Origin of the sequence: Streptomyces sp. NPDC056169, from assembly GCF_042268445.1 — a bacterium.
In the GTDB taxonomy this organism is placed as follows: Bacteria; Actinomycetota; Actinomycetes; order Streptomycetales; family Streptomycetaceae; genus Streptomyces.
Genome location: NZ_JBHJUO010000028.1, coordinates 42,745 through 58,028 on the forward strand (window position 1 = coordinate 42,745; position 15,284 = coordinate 58,028).

The 15,284-nt window shown below is 69.4% G+C and carries 19 protein-coding genes and 1 pseudogene; 19 read left to right on the forward strand and 1 reads right to left on the reverse strand.

Annotated features, from left to right (window positions below; genetic code table 11):
* From ACFC0G_RS35655 to ACFC0G_RS35710, 12 genes are all read left to right on the forward strand, one after another.
* Entirely contained in the window at positions 1-132 is a 132-nt protein-coding gene (locus ACFC0G_RS35655) for a hypothetical protein (protein WP_376411934.1), read from the forward strand.
* 83 nt (positions 133-215) lie between these two features.
* Positions 216-413, forward strand: a complete 198-nt coding sequence (locus ACFC0G_RS35660; RefSeq protein WP_376411937.1) for a hypothetical protein — start codon at positions 216-218, stop codon at positions 411-413.
* A 5-nt stretch (positions 414-418) separates the two neighbouring features.
* Positions 419-622: a hypothetical protein gene (locus ACFC0G_RS35665; protein WP_376411940.1), complete on the forward strand. Its 204-nt coding sequence runs from the start codon at positions 419-421 to the stop codon at positions 620-622.
* A gap of 18 nt (positions 623-640) precedes the next feature.
* Positions 641-943, forward strand: a complete 303-nt coding sequence (locus ACFC0G_RS35670; protein WP_376411943.1) for a hypothetical protein — start codon at positions 641-643, stop codon at positions 941-943.
* Between the two features lie 28 nt (positions 944-971).
* On the forward strand, positions 972-1,175 hold the full coding sequence (locus ACFC0G_RS35675; protein WP_376411946.1) for a hypothetical protein: 204 nt from the start codon (positions 972-974) through the stop codon (positions 1,173-1,175).
* Positions 1,176-1,217: 42 nt separating this feature from the next.
* Complete coding sequence (locus tag ACFC0G_RS35680; RefSeq protein WP_376411949.1) at positions 1,218-2,438, forward strand: hypothetical protein; 1,221 nt, start codon at positions 1,218-1,220, stop codon at positions 2,436-2,438.
* 185 nt (positions 2,439-2,623) lie between these two features.
* Complete coding sequence (locus tag ACFC0G_RS35685) at positions 2,624-2,965, forward strand: hypothetical protein (protein WP_376411952.1); 342 nt, start codon at positions 2,624-2,626, stop codon at positions 2,963-2,965.
* Positions 2,966-3,113: 148 nt separating this feature from the next.
* A complete protein-coding gene (locus tag ACFC0G_RS35690) occupies positions 3,114-3,605 on the forward strand; it encodes a hypothetical protein (RefSeq protein ID WP_376411955.1) in 492 nt (163 codons plus the stop codon).
* Between the two features lie 239 nt (positions 3,606-3,844).
* The gene (locus ACFC0G_RS35695) at positions 3,845-5,566 is read left to right on the forward strand and encodes a hypothetical protein (protein ID WP_376411957.1); all 1,722 of its coding nucleotides are present in this window, start codon (positions 3,845-3,847) and stop codon (positions 5,564-5,566) included.
* 21 nt (positions 5,567-5,587) lie between these two features.
* Entirely contained in the window at positions 5,588-5,968 is a 381-nt protein-coding gene (locus tag ACFC0G_RS35700; RefSeq protein ID WP_376411960.1) for a hypothetical protein, read from the forward strand.
* 120 nt (positions 5,969-6,088) lie between these two features.
* On the forward strand, positions 6,089-8,419 hold the full coding sequence (locus tag ACFC0G_RS35705; protein WP_376411963.1) for a hypothetical protein: 2,331 nt from the start codon (positions 6,089-6,091) through the stop codon (positions 8,417-8,419).
* A gap of 88 nt (positions 8,420-8,507) precedes the next feature.
* Positions 8,508-8,954 (forward strand): protein kilB, encoded by a 447-nt coding sequence (locus tag ACFC0G_RS35710; protein WP_376411966.1) that lies wholly within the window; start codon positions 8,508-8,510, stop codon positions 8,952-8,954.
* A gap of 211 nt (positions 8,955-9,165) precedes the next feature.
* Here the strand turns inward: ACFC0G_RS35710 and ACFC0G_RS35715 are convergent, their stop codons facing one another.
* Positions 9,166-9,885, reverse strand: a complete 720-nt coding sequence (locus tag ACFC0G_RS35715) for a hypothetical protein (RefSeq protein ID WP_376411969.1) — start codon at positions 9,883-9,885, stop codon at positions 9,166-9,168.
* 103 nt (positions 9,886-9,988) lie between these two features.
* On the opposite strand from ACFC0G_RS35715, the gene ACFC0G_RS35720 reads away from it, so the two are divergent.
* The 7 genes and pseudogenes from ACFC0G_RS35720 (at position 9,989) to ACFC0G_RS35750 (ending at position 15,274) form a co-directional block, all read left to right on the forward strand.
* Complete coding sequence (locus ACFC0G_RS35720) at positions 9,989-10,528, forward strand: hypothetical protein (RefSeq protein WP_376411972.1); 540 nt, start codon at positions 9,989-9,991, stop codon at positions 10,526-10,528.
* Positions 10,529-11,018: 490 nt separating this feature from the next.
* Positions 11,019-12,110: pseudogene (locus ACFC0G_RS35725) on the forward strand (hypothetical protein); the annotation flags it as partial.
* 12 nt (positions 12,111-12,122) lie between these two features.
* Entirely contained in the window at positions 12,123-13,163 is a 1,041-nt protein-coding gene (locus ACFC0G_RS35730) for a hypothetical protein (protein ID WP_376412132.1), read from the forward strand.
* A gap of 131 nt (positions 13,164-13,294) precedes the next feature.
* Positions 13,295-13,429 carry a hypothetical protein gene (locus ACFC0G_RS35735; protein WP_376411975.1) on the forward strand — a complete coding sequence of 45 codons (135 nt, stop codon included), beginning with the start codon at positions 13,295-13,297 and terminating at the stop codon, positions 13,427-13,429.
* Positions 13,430-13,711: 282 nt separating this feature from the next.
* Positions 13,712-13,915: a hypothetical protein gene (locus tag ACFC0G_RS35740; protein WP_376411978.1), complete on the forward strand. Its 204-nt coding sequence runs from the start codon at positions 13,712-13,714 to the stop codon at positions 13,913-13,915.
* 92 nt (positions 13,916-14,007) lie between these two features.
* Entirely contained in the window at positions 14,008-14,268 is a 261-nt protein-coding gene (locus tag ACFC0G_RS35745; RefSeq protein ID WP_376411981.1) for a hypothetical protein, read from the forward strand.
* Positions 14,269-14,344: 76 nt separating this feature from the next.
* On the forward strand, positions 14,345-15,274 hold the full coding sequence (locus tag ACFC0G_RS35750) for a Ku protein (RefSeq protein ID WP_376411984.1): 930 nt from the start codon (positions 14,345-14,347) through the stop codon (positions 15,272-15,274).
* Positions 15,275-15,284: the final 10 nt, after the last annotated feature.

The window sequence follows — 15,284 nt, forward strand, 5'->3', positions numbered from 1 at the left end:
ATGGCCGAGCAGAAGCCCACCTCCCGCGTCCGGATCAACCTTGACGGCCGGCGCAGCACCCCGAAGCCGGCGCAGCCCGCCAGCAACGAGAAGCCCGCCTCCCGCGTGAAGTTCAACCCCCGCAGCAGCTGACAGCCCACACCACCACCCCGCGGGGTCCGGCCCGGGAGCCGACAACGGGCCGGACCCCCACCACCCCCATCACCGGAGGCCCGATGCACACCGGCAGCCCCGAAGAGCTCCACCGCAAGGAACAGCGCGCCCAGGCCATCGCCACCCAGATCGCCGAGCTCCTTTCCCAGCTCGAACAGTGCGGCCCCGTCACCGCGAACGCCGGCCGCATCACCGGACTCGCCGTCACCATCCGCCGGACCAACACCCACTGGACCGCCGAACCCGCCCGAAGGACGTGAACCTCATGGCCATCCCGACCCCGATCGAGTTCCGTACCGCGCATGGCGACCCCGCCACCTGGTCGTCGGCCGACCACGAGTCGTACGAGCACCTCGCCGCCATCGACGCCATCGCCCCCGGGGCCTCCCCGGCCACCGTGCACCTGCTCATCGCCGGCACCACCCGCTCCGGCAAGAACACCCCCATCGCCCCCGCCACCGCCGCCTGACCCGAGAGGAACCCCGTAATGGGCCTGTTCACCCGCACGCCGGTGGAGACCGCCGAGCAGCAGTACGTCCGCCAGTCCGCCGCACGCCAGGCCGAGATCGCCCGCAAGCAGGCGCACGCCGCCGACGAGGAAGCACAGATGCAGCAGATGTCCGCCGACGTCTACGGCCGTCCGGGCACCGACTACCACGACCCCGGCACCGTAGCCCAGGCCGCCAAGAAGCGGGACGCGGCGCTGAACCGCCGTGACCGGTACCGGCAGGCCGCCGCCCGTCAGGACGCGATCGCCGCCCCGCCCCCGCAGAAGCGCCGCTGGTTCTGACCGCCCCCCTTGCCCTGAAAGGACCACCGTGACCAGCAAGCAGGACGTCATCCAGGCCACCGCCGCTGCGGCCGTTGCCGCCGGCCAGCACCTCGTCGCCGTCGCCGCCCAGCACGGGCTCAACAGCCCCCAGGCCCAGCAGGCCGCCGTCCACGTCAACCAGGTCCTCGACACCGCGCAGGCCGCCGGCTGCACCCCCGCCGACTACGCCAACGCCCGCAACACCCACTGACCCCGCCCGTTCCTCCCCCGAACCGGAAGGACACCGAACCCGATGAGCACCCACCCGGCCGGCGACCAGCCGCCATACGACACCGACAGGGACCCCGCGGCCCTGGCCGCCGCCGGGCCCGCCCCCCAGCAGCGGAGGCTGAACCGCTGGCAGATCTGGGCCCTCGCGCTCGCCACCATCCCGATGATCGCCGTCGGCATCGGAGGCGGCGTCGGCACCTACCACAACGCCAAGACCCAGCTCGGCAGCGGCGAAACCGCCCTCGGCATGCTTGCCGCCGGCGAAGGTGCCACGCTCATCGCCGCGATCGTCATGATTGCCGTCACCATGCTCGGCCAGGCGGCCCCCCTCATCGCCCGCGCCGCCCTCTGGCTCGTCCCCGTGGCCGCCTCGGTGATGGGCCTCGTCATCGCGCCCCGCCTCCGCGAGGCCGTCATCTACGCCCTCACCCCCCTCGCCATGACCGCGGCCGCCGAGGGCGCCAGCTTCATCGCCCGCCGCATCGTCACCTACACCAGCAACACCGACGTCGAGGCGCAGCGCCGCAACGCCGAACTCCTGAGGCAGATCGCGTTCCACGCCGCCCAGGCTCAGCGCCACCCCCGGAGCTGGGTGCGGAAGCGTTCGGAGCTCAAGGCCTGGCGGCTCATGCGCAAGGTCGGCGACGGCGACACCGAGCTCGGCTCAGGGCTCGTCGGCGTTCAGCGCACCCGGCTCACCCAGGGAGCCGACATGGCTCTCCTCGGAATGCTCGCCGGAGCCGGTGAGCCGATGCTCGCGGCTCACGGTGAGCCGCTCGCCCTGGAAACCGCTGCCCCGGCTCACGCCCCGGACGAGGCGGATCAGGGCCTGGCCGAGTCGGCTCACGCCCTTGGTGCGACGGCCCCCATCGGCGTGAGCCGCACGGATCACCCGGCCACCACCACCGAGACGGCCAGCCCGATCCTCGTCAGCACCCGCCCGGTACTGCACGACTCTGACCAGCAGGTCTCACGTGAGCCCGTCTTGATCCCGTCTGAGCCGCCCCTCACCAAGGCACCGCAGCTCACGGCACAGACCACCGCCGAGGATCCGGGTGAGCCCGAGCCGGAGACGGACGAGCGGGAGCAGCAGATCACGGCTCTGGCTCAGCGGCTCAGGGCCGGTGAGCAGCTCACGAAGACCCTCGCGGCTCAGCTCCTCGGCGTGAGCCCGGCGACCGCCGGCCGCCGTCTCAAGGACGCCCGCGACCGGATCACCGACGGAACGGGGATGTACCTGTGAGCCAGACCCGACTCATCACCGCTGAGCCGACCACGGCCCCGCTCATCAGCCGCCAGGCACCGGCCGGGCCGCAGCCCACCGCCCCGGTGCGGCCGCAGTCGTCCCGCTACCCACGGGTCCCTCCTCCGGCCCCGGACCCTCCGACCTGGGGCCAGCGCGTGATCCCCAAGGGGATCCGGTCCGCGATGGCCGACCTGGGGCTCTGGCAGGAGCCGCGCCCCTTGAAGCCCTCGTTCCACCTGGCCCAGGTGATCGAGGTCCTGAACCGCTACGGCTGGTGCCAGACCTGCGATTTCTCCCCCACCGGGCGTATGTGCATCAGGGGTGCCCAGACCTTTCTGGAATCCACCGGACACGTGACCGCGATCGACCGGGGGAGGTCCGTGAATTACCTCCAGACCCAGCTGGCGCGCCAGGGCGTGAACATGGATTTCTGGGCGTGGAACGATCTTTCCAGCAACACTTTCCAGGGCGTGGAGGCCATGATCTCTGCAGCCTCCGACATTGCACGTAGGAACGGAGACTGAAATGACACCGGACGAAGAGAGGGCATTCGAAGGAATTCAGGCCGGAATGGCGGCCGGAATGACCTTCGGGAATAGCGCTCCGGACGCTTCTCCGTACGCCGATGAAGGACCGTACGGAACCCCGGTAGCAAATCACAAGAAGGCCGGTATGACTCGCCGCGGGAAGGTCGCCGTCGCGGTGGCCGGGGTGGCGATCATCGGCGGCGGAACCATCTGGTTCCAGGTCCATTCGGCGGCCGTCGCGAAGGACGAGAAGGAGGCCGCCGCCCTCCAGATCCAGATGAAGAAGCTGGAGCTGGAGGAAATGAGGATCCGGAACGAGCAGGCGAGCACCGACAAGAAGGCCGCGGCCGCCTCCGCCGACAGGATCCAGGCGGCCGTCGACAAGTGCGTGAAGGACTCCTCCGGCCAGCTCGGCAAGGGGTACGGAGCGCCCTCGAGGAGCAGCGTCGTGGCGGACTGCAAGCAGCAGTACGAGGCCGCCGACGGGTTCGGCATGGAGGCCGCCGGCAGCACCTGGAATGCCGGTGACGGAGAGGGCGGCGGCGGGATCAACTCCCCCACCCTGCTGGGTCTCGTCGCCGGTGGCGGCCTGGCCGTCGCGCTGTTCGCACGCAAGGGCAAGAAGGCCGAAGCGTAGTCACGCACGGTGATTACTTACTCCTTCCTTCCTGGCGGAGAGTGCCGTAATCGGGCCCTAAGGTCCGCTGATCGGCTGCTCTCCGCCGGGAGGCAAGGAGTGAGGAACCACCGGAGACCACGGAGAGTGAGGAAATGATGGCGACCGATACGGCGCCCCTGGCCCCCGGGGGACCACCCGATCTGCCCGCTCCGCCAGCCGCCAGCACTGCGCCGGCGCCCGCTGGAGACACCGGCATCATGGCCGCCCTGATGGCCGCGGTGGAGCCGGCCCGGCCGGTCGCCGCGACCGGTGCCGGTGCCAGGCCGGACGGTGACGATCCGGCCGCGAAGGCGGACCCCGACGGAGTGGTGGACCGATCTTCCCCGGGCGTCACCAGCGAGTCCTTCAAGGCCCCGGAGGACCTGACCGGCGCCGGATCCGACGCGGCCGGTACCCGGTACAAGGAGGGCGTGGTCAAAACGCTGATCCGGGCGGGCGCGACCCGCTGGGCGAAGGGCGGCGGGACGGCGAACAAGCGGCTGGACCTGGAGAAGGCCAGGGCTGGCGCGCACCAGGTGAAAGAGGCCCGGACCACCACGGTTATGAAGTCGCCTGGGCTTCCCACCCGAAACGGCTCCGGAGGGTCCGGCGCAGGCGGCCAGAATTCCGGCGGAAGTAGCGGTGGGAATTCGGGCCGTAATTCAACCGGGAATGGCTCCAAGGGTACCGGGCGCGTCGGAAGCGGCGGCGCCACGGGAGGCGGTGGGCGCGGCTCGTCCGGCCTGAATGGGAATGGTGGATCCGGCGGCGGGCGCGGCACCAGTGGAAACGGTGGCGGGGGTTCATTGAAGGACACCAGCTCCAATCCGTCGAAGGATTCCGGGAGTAAGGGGAAGGACGGCTCCTCGGGGAACGCGGGAGCTGGCGGAAAAGCGGGCAAGGACGGAAAGCCCGGTGCCTCCGGAAGCGGCGGTGGATCGACGTCTGGCGCCTCGTCCGGCGGGAATTCCGGCGAATCGAAGGACAAGGCCGACAAGGGCAAGGGCACGCAGGCCGACCTGAAGAAGGGCGGCGGCAGTGGCCAGGGTTCGGACGGCTCGTCCGGGAGCAGCGGCGGATCCGGCTCGTCGAGCGGCGGCGCCGGCAAGAACGGCAAGAACGGCGCCGCCGGCCACGGCGCGAATGGGACCGACCGGACCGACAACCGGACCCCGCTCCAGCGCTCGAGGGAGACGGGCCATGGCGACGGCTCCGTGGTCCGGGACACGGTCGATCACGTGAAGGCGTACGCGAAGGGAACGAAGGACGGATACCAGGACAAGAAGGCGGAGAACGGCAAGGAACACGCCCGGCTGGACAAGGCGCACGCCGACCACAAGGCGAAGCAGCAGGACCCGAAGCAGGACGACCCGAAGCAGCAGGGGACGACGGTCACCGAGCCCAGCGCCCAGACGACCGTCATCGCCCCGCCGGACGAAGGAGACGACGGAGTGAGCACGGACGTGAAGCCCCTCCTGGTCAAGGAAGTCGACGCCAACACGCTGACCCTGGGCACGGACGGTGCCCGCGGGTCGATCAGCCGGAAGGAGCTGCGCAACTTCAAGCAGTACGAACGGAAGCTGGAGGCCAAGGAGAACCACCTGGTCAAGGTGGCGGACGCGTGCAAGTCGCTCGAAGCCGCCGCCCAGGACGAGGCGAAGGACTGTCAGGAGCTCGCCGAGCAGGCGAAGGCCGTCGAGGGCGGGGAGAAGCTGGCCGCGAAGCTGACCAAGCTGGCCGACCACGCGAAGGCCCAGGCGGCAGAGGCCGCCGAACTCCACAAGCGCGCGAAGCGGGCAGCGGAGATGTGCAAGGTCGTCCTGACCAACATCGGGACCAGGTACGCGCCGCTGTACAAGGCCGTGGTGGACAGCGACGAGACGAAGCCGGCCGAGCTCCGCTTCTACAACGACAAGGGCTCCTACGCGCCCGCCGCGTAGGACCAGGCAGGAAAGCTGATCATGGCGGAGCTGACGTACAAGGTCCTCGTCCGAAAGACCCAGGACAAGGAGAAGGCCCTGGCCCGCAACGCGGAGGGCGTCAAGAAGGCCGCGGACAACATCAAGGAACTGGCCGACGACACCGCCTCCGACGCGGACGCGCTGGGGGCCAAGAGCGTGGACCGTGACTCCCTGGCGGAGTGCCAGGAGCTGGCGAAGATCATCCGCGGGGTGTCGGAGGGCGCGCTCACCTACGCCTCGAAGACGTCCGACACCGCGAAGGCCGCGAAGGCGGCAGGCGACCAGGCCCGCACCACCCACGCCGGTTTCCAGGAAGCCTTCGACCGCTCCAGCGTGACGGACCTGGAGAAGGTGTCGCGCGACTGGTTCGAGCAGGAATAGCACCACCCGGCACCACCCGGCACCACCCACCACCGGCACGGCCGGGCCTCGGGGATCGCACCCTGCAGGCTGGCCGTGCCCTTGCGGATCACCCACGATCCAGACACGGAGTTGTTCCCGATGCCCACCATCACCAAGACCGTGCCGAACGCGGAACCGGCGGAGCGCGCCGCCGCGGCGCTCCAGATCGCCCTCCCCGTCGGGGTGGGCATCCTGGCCCCCTACCTGGACCCGAACGCGGCGGTCTACGCCGGGGCCGGCTTCCTGGCCGGCGCGACGTTCGCCGGCGCCAACTACATGAACCGCCTGGGCCGCTGGGCGAACCAACTCCCCGGGATCGACATCGCACGGGCGCACCGCGACACCATGGGGATCTCCACGATCACCACCGGCATGGGCCTGGCCCTGGGCCAGCTGGGCGGAGCCGAGGCGTCCGAAGCGCTGATGGCCGGCGTCTTCGAGCCGATCACCATTCCCGGGATCCTGTCGCTGGGCTGGTGGGCCGCGGTCGTCTTCACCGGCTGGCGCCTGCGCCGCGTCTTCGGCCGGCAGAAGATCCAGGTGCAGCAGGCGCAGCCGACGGCGCAGGCCGCCCCGGCCAATACCGGCAACCCGAGCCCGGTGTCCCTGGCCGACAAGATGATCGCGGCCTGGGGGCGCGTGATCAGCGACCCGAAGACGGGACGCCACCGCAACCAGGTCCTCTCCGACGTCGTCATCTACGCGGACCGCTGGGAAGGCCGGATCACCGCCGCCCTGGGCGACTCCGTGAACGTGTCGAAGGAGACCGTCTCCAGCCTCTTCGGGCGCCAGGTCGGGGACATCGACCTGAAGTACGGCGCGCACTCCGGGGAGGCGATCATCACCGTCTGGTACACCCAGCGCGCGGAGCTGGACCCCTCCACCCTCCAGGGCGCCTGGAAACGAGTCCGGGCGCGGGTCCTCCCGAAGACTCACCTGGAAGAGGTCGGCAAGGACGAGAACACTGGCGGCCAGGTCGCGCGCGTCGTGGCCGATGACGACCTGGACGCCCTCCCCCGCGTCGTCAACCTCGGGGAGCTGGCCGGCGCGCTCCGCCGCTCCATCGACCTCGTCTCCTACGAACCGGGACGACGCGACCCGCGCCGCGCGATCATCCGCGTCATGGACCACAACCCGCTGGAGGCCGGCCACGACTTCCAGGGCCTGGACTCCCTGAAGGCCACCCCGGGCGGCTGGGTCAACATCGGGAAGATCGTCTCCGGCTTCCCCGCGAAGATCCAGCTGTTCGACCCGAAGCTGGGCGCCCTCCACGTCGTGATCGCCGGTACCACCGGCTCCGGCAAGGGAGGCACGGGCCAGATGATCAGCCTGGCGTACCACGCCAACAAGATGGCCCAGATCTACGGCGACCCCAAGGGCGCCAGCAACCCCGCGATCCCGAAGATGGCCGCGTACAGCGGCCTGACGCAGTACGGCGCCCTGGGGGCCATGCGACTGTCCTGGTGGGTTCTCCAGCACCGGATCGAAGAGGCCGCCCGACTGGAACTGAAGAACTTCGAGCCGTCTCCGATGCGGCCGTACTGCGCCACGATCCTGGACGAGGCCGCCCAGATGCTGTCCCCGGGAGCACCGAACCGCAAGGAGGCCGTGAAGATCGTCAAGGACGGCGCCTCCCTGACCCGCTCCCTGGGCATGCCCTGGGTCCTGATCAACCAGACCGTGAACCTGGACCAGTTGGGCAGCGAGCAGGCGATCCGCGCCAACCTCCTGGCTGGCGGGACCTGGATCATCCTCCGTACCGACAGCGACCAGGTGAACCTGGGCGACCTTCCCCCCGGCTTCGAGGGCCTGGACCCCTCCCTGATCCCGCCGGTGTGGGTGGAGGACGACGACGCGCTGGTGTACGACCCGACCATGGACGAGTCGGACCCGCGCCGCACCTTCGGTCTCGGCTACGTCGCGGCACCGGGCGGGCGCGCCGGCATGATGCGGATCGACACCCTGGAGGACGCCACCGAGCACATCCGGCAGGAGAACATCCTGGCCCCGGCCGACGTCCCCTGGTGGGGCGACCAGGCGCACATGGAGGAACTGGCCCGAACCCCCATCCCCGGCTTTGAGGAGAAGGACGGCGAAGGCGCAACCGGCGAGGCAGGCACCATGTTCGCCGGCGTCGACCTCCCGAAGGCCAAGGAGCTGACGTCGGAGGAGAAGGTCTTGGCCGCCCTCCGCGACGAGTCCGACCCCATGTACGTGGACATGGTCGACGAGGGCGACGACATCGACCCCAGCGACATCGACTACGTGGAACGGGGCCAGCTGCAGGCCGCCTGCGGGGTCGCGGAGTCGACCTTCGCGAACGTCCTGAACAAGCTGGAAAAGGCGGGAAAGATCCACCGGATCAAGGAAGGGAAAGCCTCGAAGGTCGCCCTGGGCAGCCGTCCAGAGGCCAGCGACGAGGCCGCCTAGCCGCTGCGTTCCGGCCCCCGAGAGCTACGACGTCTTCAGCGACTGAAGCGACTGCCCCAGCCACACGCCGCATCCAAGGAGATCAGCCATGATCACTGCCATCGTTGCCGTCCTCGGCACCCTTGCCGGAGCCCTTCTGACCGGCGCCCTCCAGCACTTCAGCCAGCGCGCCCAGCGCACCACGGCCGAGGCCACCACCCGCCGAAACGAAGGCATCGCCGCAGTGAGCGAGCTGGCAACCGCCCTGGCGGACCACCGCCGCGCAATGTGGGTCCGCGAAGACCTCCGCCTCCGCGGCGAAGACTGGACGGACGCCCGTACCGCCTCACACGCCACCCGCTCAGCGATCACCGCCCCGCTCCTGCGCGTGTCCATCCTCCTGCCCGGCCTCGCACCCACCGCGCAGGACGCCGCAGACGCCACCTACGCGTTACGCAACGTCCCCGACCAGACCAGCCTCAACGCCCAGCGCGCCAACGCCATCGAGGCCAGCGACCACCTCGTCATTACCGCCGGACCCGCGCTCAACGCCTGACCCCGAACACACGATGCCCCTGGCCCGAGCGATAGCCAGGGGCATCGGGGGATAGCGGCTCAGACAAACCGCGTCCGGCCTGCCACCATGAATTCCGGTAGCAGCAGCCGCTCTCCCGCTAGTGTCCCCGCGCTGTGGCAGGGCGGCTGCTCACCTGTCTCGGGCCCGCCAGTCACCCCGTCTGGCGGGCCCGCCCCATTCCCTCGGCCGGCTACTTCACCGGCTTCCACGTCTCGCAGCGCTCCGACGTGAACTGCCCATCAGACGCTCGAATCGTCACCGTGATCTTCCGCGCCGAGGTCGCGAAGTTGTTGTCGATGATCTCCCCGGACTCACTGGTGCGCTCCCAGTAGCAGTCGTCCATCTTCCCCTCCGCCCGATACGTGCCCGGCGGGATCGTCTCCTCCCCCTCCACCGGCTTCGACGACACCACGTACGTGCCCTCGCCGTACCAGCGGTCGTACTTCCCCGACACCGCCTGCTTCAGGATCGGCGCCGCCTTCGGACACAGCTTCGGGACCCCCGCCTGCAAGACGGCCTTCCCGTCCCCGTCGAGGTAGTGCCCCTCCACCAGCCACTGCGGATGCGGCTTGCCGTTCTCCTCGCCCTCCAGCGACTCGCAGATGCTGGTCACGAAGCCAGAGGCGGAGCCGTACGTCACCTCATCGACCGTCCAGTCCTCCTCGTGCGCCAGCTTGTCGATCTCCCCCTCCGGGCCAGCGGCGAAAGTCGGCTCCTCCGTGGCGTACGGGTCCTCCGTCGAGAACGGCAGCTCCGTATCCGTCTCCTCAACCGTCGGCGCATCGCTCACCACAGCCGACGCCGACGGCGCAGCAGACACCCCGTCACCACCCCCGGCACACCCCGATATCAGCACCGCCACCACAGCCACACCGGCCGCAGCAGCCCCCACCCTGCGTACATGTCTCATCCGCGCAGGATGCCACCGCAACCAGGCAGAGGGATCACAAACCAGCAGATCGGGGATCATCACAGGTAAGGCGCGGGGCCGACCACATCACGGGAGCCCCACCGTGCCAGCGTCCAAGGCCCACCAGGCCGACACCGCCGCCCGCCGCGCGAACCTGATCCGCCTTCGGCGCCGCGGCATCCCGTTCGACGACGCGCGGATCCTCGACCTCGGCTACTCCTCACCCGGCGCCGCCCGCAAGGACCTCGTCCGCGCGCTCGAGACGAACCGCGACGACGAGGCCGCCGAGGTGTCGGTGTACCGGCAGCAGGAGAGCGAGCGCCTGGACGCCCTGCTGGAGGCGGTCTGGCCGCAGGCCACGGAGAAGCGCCCCGTCTTCGACAAGGAAGGCCAGTGGGTCGGTGAGGGCGTCGACGTCCGCGCGGTCGACACCGTCCTGCGCCTCATCGACCGGCGCGCCAAGCTCCTCGGCCTGGACGCCCCCGCCGCTGTTGAGCTGTCCGGACCCGGCGGCGGGGCCGTGCCGCTGGCCGGCACGCTCGCCGAGCTGAACGAGCTGATCAGCCTCGCAGGGCAGACCGATGCCCACGGCGACGACGAGGACGACGCGGAGGAGGAGCAGGGTGACGACAGCATCCAGTGACCTCGTTGAAGACGCCCTGCTCGACAACTACCGCACTCTTCCCGTGGCAGAGCGCCGCCGCGTAGCCCGTCGCGCCAGCCCTGCCCTCCGCCAGCAGCTTGCCTACGTCGAGCGGCAGATGGCCATGGGCCGCTCCCCCGGCGCGCTGGCGGCCGTCCTCACCAACGGTAAGGAGATGCAGGCGCGCCACCTCGACCTCGTCGACCAAGCCTTCCAGCGCATCGCCCGAGGCGAGCGCGTCAAGGTCATGCTCACTATGCCTCCGCGGCACGGCAAGAGCCGACGGGCATCCCGCTGGGCCCCGGTCTGGTACCTGCGGAAGCACCCCAACCACCGGCTGATGCTGGCCTCGTACAGTGCCACCCTCGCCGACGACCACGGCCGGTGGATCCGCGACACCATCACCGGCTACTCCGAGGAACTCGGGATCTCCCTCAACCCGGCTTCGCACGCTGCGAACCGGTTCGACATCGCGGGCCACGAGGGGGGAATGGTCACCGCAGGCGTGGGCGGAGGCCTCACGGGAAAGGGAGCGAATTGTTTCCCGGACTCGACTCTCATCACAACAGAAATCGGTAGAATTTCGATAGCGGAACTCGTCGAAATTAGTCCGAAGCCACGAGTTCTGTCCTTCAATCATGAATCCGGGCGAACCGAATGGCGTCCGGTGCTGGCGACAAGGACAACCACGACCGATGGACTCGTTGAAGTCGTCACCCGCCGTGGCCTTCGAGTACGGGCTACCGCAGATCACCCCTTCTATGTCCCCGGATCCGGATACCGGCAGGCCAAGGCTCTACGGCCCGGGGACGGGCTTAGTACACACGACGTCCCGGGCGAACAGGATCTGCATACTCTGCGGGAAGGACAAGGGGAGCAATGGCAGGGGTCCGTCCTGCCACGACTGCTACCAGCAAGCCAGGTCGGTGAAGGTTCGCCTGCGCTGCCTTTGGTGTGGCGTCGAATTCCTGAAACCCCGGTGCGACTACAACAAGGCGATGCGGCGCGGGCATTTCTCGTTCTACTGCTGCAGGCCGCATTCGCAAGCGCACCATGCGGTCAAGAACGCGAAGCGCTGCGACCGATGCGACACGCCTATGCCGGGGCGCTCCAACCGGATGTTCTGCTCGGTGGAGTGCCGCGTCGAGGCCAGGGAGCACCCAGAACATCCCTGCACGATGTGCGGCCTGTTCTTCCGGCGGAGGTCGAGCCGGACCGTGTACTGCTCGCGTCCCTGCGCGGACAGGGCGCACTCCATTCGGATGCTCGGAACGGGGAACTCGCACTACAAGGACGGCACCAGCTACAGCAAGTGGTTCAAGGAGACCCGCCCGCTCATCTTCGAGCGGGACAAGGACGCCTGCGTAGCCTGCTCGGCCCCGTACAAGCCGATCACCTTCACCAGGAACGGCGCGCCGGCGCAGAAGTCGAACCTGATCGTTCACCACCTCGACGAGGACCCCGCGAACAACCGCGTCGAGAACCTGCTCCTGCTCTGCTTCAGCTGCCACCAGGTGCACCACAAGTCCACGCAGACTCCGTATCCGTGGTTCGCCGAGTACACGCGCCAGGCGTCCGAGTCCATGACCTCCAGGTGGAAGGCAACAGCAACTTCTTTGCTGACGGTGTACTCGTCCACAACTGCCTGATCGTCGACGACCCCTTCAAGGGCTCGGACGACGCCGAGTCCCAGACCCAGCGCGACCGGGTCTGGGACTGGTGGCAGTCCGTCGCCCTGACCCGCCTCGAACCGAACGGGTCGCTCGTCGTCATCAACACCCGTTGGAACCCGGACGACCTCTCCGGCCGGTTGCTGGAGACCGAGGGCGACGAGTGGACCGTGCTGGACCTGCCTGCCATCGCCATGGCCGAGGACGATCCTCTTGGGCGTCAGCCCGGCCAAGCCCTGTGGCCCGAGCGGTACGGCACCCAGGACCTTGAGCGGATCCGGCGCGGAGTCGGCGAGCGGGTCTGGTGGTCGCTCTACCAGCAGCAGCCGCGGCCGCTCGAAGGCGGCACATGGCAGTGGGCGTGGATCACCGAGCACCGCATCACCCCGGTCCAGTTCCGCGGCGTTGACCTGTCCCGGATCGTCGTAGCTGTCGACACCGCTGGTGGAGGCGGCGCGAACAACGACGAGACCGGCCTCGTCGCTGCCGGCCGTACGGCAGACGGGCAGTACTACGTGGTCGCCGACCGGTCGGCTCGCATGGGCGCCGACACTCGCGGCCACGAGGTGGGGCGCCTTGCTCTCGAGACCGACGCCGACGCGATCGTCATCGAGGACAACTTCGGCGGCGACCAGGCCGAACAAATCGTCCGGCAAGCATGGGCGGACCTGGAACGGTGGGGCGAGACCAAGGGCCGGCTGATGCCCGCGATCATCCCGGTACATGCCAAGGTCGGCAAACGTCTGAGGGCCGAGCCGATCGCGCAGCTGTACGCCCAGGGTCTCGTCCACCACGTCGGCGAACACCCGCGTCTCGAGGGCCAGCTCGTCACGTGGATCCCGGGCATGGACTCCCCCGACCGCATGGACGCCGCCGTGCACGCGCTCACCGAGCTCGCGGACCCGGCCGCCGTGTCCACGGGCACCGGCTCGTACGACGACCAGCGGCTCGCGGGACGCCGCTGACCCGGCGCCGGGTAGCACGTCCGCAGGAACGGGCCGTGGTGCGACACACCGAACATTCCTGGAGCGACGTGCTGTCCGGGCCTTGTCGGCTGCACTAAGGGGCGTAGGAACCCCTTACGGAAGGAAGTTTCGTGACCCCTGTGACGTCTCTCTGCCCCAGCTGCGACCGCCCGGTCTCGGTGCCCGTCCACGTCATCGGTGAGCCGCGGGAGGAGCCGCGCCACATCGGTATCCCGGGCAACCCCACCGACTGCCCGCAGCGGTAGCCGGTCCCGCATATGCCAGAGGCCGGTTCGTGCACACCTATGGCGTACCGAACCGGCCCGGTGGCAGGGTGAGCGCAGCGGACACATCCCCCGATGCGACACCGCAACGGTCCCGCCCTGCGTCGCTCGTGAGGGCGGGGCCGCGCCCACCTCCCGGCTCCCCACGGGAGGCCCGAGGCGCGCCGTCGTCGTACACGGCCATGACCCTCGCGCAGCCGTACCGGCGGTGTCAGTGCGCCGTGACAACCTGACGGTGCCCGGCGGCGCCCATCCTTGAAGCCGATGCTGCCGCCGGGCCCCACCCCAGGAACGACGGAGGACGACGTGCAGATCTACCGGCTCATGTGGACACGGGAGGGGCGGGACGAGCGGCAGGTCTCGGTCGTCAGCTACGACGCGAAGAGCGCCGAGCACTACAAGGCGCGCAAGGAAGCCGAGGACGGCGTCAGCGACATCGAGATCGTCCCGGTGAAGCCCGGCGAGTAGCCCGTTCGGACCGTCGTTGTCAGTGGCGGCTCGTAGCGTCGTGAGCAGGAAGGCCGGGAGCCGCCCCGGCCGACGACGCCAGGGAGCGGGTCATGGGAGAGATCACCGTCAGCGCGCAGGACATCGACCACCTTCTCCACGACCCCAAGGGCGCCTACGGAGCCCCGTACCAGCGGGCCTACGCCGATCTCGCCGTCTCTCACCGTGGCCGGCCGGTCGCCGAGATCGTGCCGCTGCTCCGCGCGGCCGCCGACAAGGCGCTCCTCGGCTTCACCACCGCCGACCTGACCGAGCAGGCGCAGGCGATCAGCAGCGGCGCACGGTACGAGCTCCGGGTCCGTGTCACCGGGTAGCCCACGGGGCATGCGATCACGGGCCCGCGATGCATAGCCTGGGAGCACGTCCAGGGGGGTCCTGGAGGAGCGTGCGATGCCCCGTCCCCTGTGGTCCGGAGCCATCTCATTCGGCCTGGTCACCGTGCCCTGTCAGCTTGTGAACGCGACGGAGAAGCACGACGTGTCCCTGCGCCAGGTACACCTGGAGGACGGCGGCCGGATCCGGTACCGCAAGACGTGCGAGATCGACGGCCAGGAGCTCGCCGAGGACGAGATCGGCAAGGGGTACGAGGCCAGCAAGGACCACGTCATCCCGATCACGGACCAGGACCTGGCGGACATGCCGCTCCCCACCGCGAAAGCGATCGAGATCGTCGCCTTCGTCGACCGCTCCACGGTTGATCCGGTGCAGCTTGGCGCCGGGTCGTACTACATCACTCCCGCCGGCCAGGTGGCGGCAAAACCATATGTTCTGCTTAGAAAAGCCCTAGAGCGGAATGAAAAGGTCGCAGTGGCGAAATTCGCCCTGCGTGGGCGCGAGCGGCTCGGTCTGCTCCGACCACTCTCGGACACCTTGCTCCTGTCCGGCCTCCACTGGGGGGACGAAATCCGCTCCTCCGCCGAGCTCACCCCGCCCGAGACCGAGCTCACCGATGACGAGATCGAGGGCGCGCTCGCCCTGATGGCCACGATGGCCGTCGACTCCATCACCGACCTGGACGTGACCGACCACTACACCGAGGCGCTCCACGAGGTCATCGAGGCCAAGGCCGAGCACCGGGCGCCGAAGCCCGCCGAGGGTGAGGAGGCGCCGGCCGGGCAGGTCGTCGACCTGATGGCCGCGCTGGAGGCGTCCGTCGCCAAGGCCAAGGAGTCGCGCGGCGAGACGGGGGAGCATGCCACCGTCCACGAGATGCCCGCGCCGAAGAAGAAGGCCGCGGCCAAGAAGACCGCCGCGAAGAAGGCGACGGCCAAGAAGGCGGCTCCGAAGAAGCCGGCGTCGCGGCGCCCGAAGTCGGCCTGAGCCACCAGAC